General features: G+C 71.3%; 1 protein-coding gene and 1 pseudogene. Both read right to left on the reverse strand.

The window, feature by feature from the left end; genetic code table 11:
* Window positions 1–383 (reverse strand): annotated as a pseudogene (locus tag AB0O40_RS37740) (tetratricopeptide repeat protein); the annotation flags it as partial.
* The coding region (locus AB0O40_RS37745) for a tetratricopeptide repeat protein (RefSeq protein ID WP_365050869.1) at window positions 380–1263 on the reverse strand (884 nt) is incomplete at its 5' end. The gene AB0O40_RS37745 and the pseudogene AB0O40_RS37740, both read right to left, overlap by 4 nt.

Consider the following 1263-nt stretch of genomic DNA (forward strand, 5'->3'; position numbering starts at 1 on the left):
TCCCAGGAGGCGCGGGCGTAGTCGGCGGCGAGCTGGGTCTTGCCGACCCCACCCATCCCGACCAGCACCTGCGAGAGCACCGCGGTCCCGCCGCCCTCGACCGCCACCTGCAGCCGCTCCACTTCCCCGCGGTGCTGGAACGAGCGCGCCGGCGCCGGAATCACTCCCACCTGATGCGGCCACACCGCCTGACTTCGGGCAGCCGGCAACACGTACTGGCGGGTGATGGAGACGTTGTCGCCGGTGACCACGTCTCCGACGGTGATCTCGTTGCTGTCGCCCGAGACACCGAACCCGATGTCCTCACCAGCGGACAGGCCGCGCTCGGCCGGCAGTGCCTTCCCAGGTCCGTCCTCGCTCTTGGAGCGTCCGAAGGGGGTCACGGCTGCTGGTCCCCTTGACCGGTGCACACATCAGTGGAGCCGTCTTCTCCTCGCTCGCGCCAGTAGGCGAGGTTGTCACGGGTGATGAGGGTGTCGGGGTGGTCCTCGCCCAGCACACGGATCCGGTCGGATAGCAGGTCGGTGAAGGCCTGCGCTGCGCCGGCCGCATCCCCCGCCTCGCCTCGCCAGGAGGCGAGGTTGCTGCGGGCGGTGAGGGTGTGGGGGTGGTCTTCGCCCAGCACCCGGACCCGGTCGGACAGCAGGCCAGCGAAGGCCTGTGCTGCCCCGGCCGCGTCCCCCGACCTCCCCCGCCACGAGGCGAGGTTGTTGCGGGCGGCGAGGGTGTCGGGGTGATCTTCGCCCAGCACCCGGATCAGGTCGGTCAGCAGATCGGCGTAGGCCTGAGCTGCCCCGGCCGCATCCCCCGCCTCTGCACGCCAGGTGGCGAGGTTGACCCGGGTGATCAGGGTGTCGGGGTGGTCTTCGCCCAGCACCCGGATTCGGTCGGGTAGGAGGTTGGCGAAGGCCTGTGCTGCCCCGGCCGCGTCCCCCGACCTCCCCCGCCAGGAGGCGAGGTTGTTGCGGGTGATCAGGGTGTCGGGGTGGTCTTCGCCCAGCACCCGGATTCGGTCGGGTAGGAGGTTGGCGAAGGCCTGTGCTGCCCCGGCCGCATCCCCCGACCTCCCCCGCCAGGAGGCGAGGTTGTTGCGGGTGGTGAGGGTGTGGGGGTGGTCTTCGCCCAGTACCCGGATCATGGGTTCGAGGAGGTCGGCGTAGGCCTGTGCTGCGCCGGCCGTGTCTCCCGCCGTCCCTCGCCAGGTGGCGAGGTTGCCGCGGGCGGTGAGGGTGTCGGGGTGGTCTTCGCCCAGCACCCGGATCC

It is taken from the genome of Streptomyces sp. NPDC089919 (assembly GCF_040684615.1).
Lineage (GTDB): Bacteria > Actinomycetota > Actinomycetes > Streptomycetales > Streptomycetaceae > Streptomyces.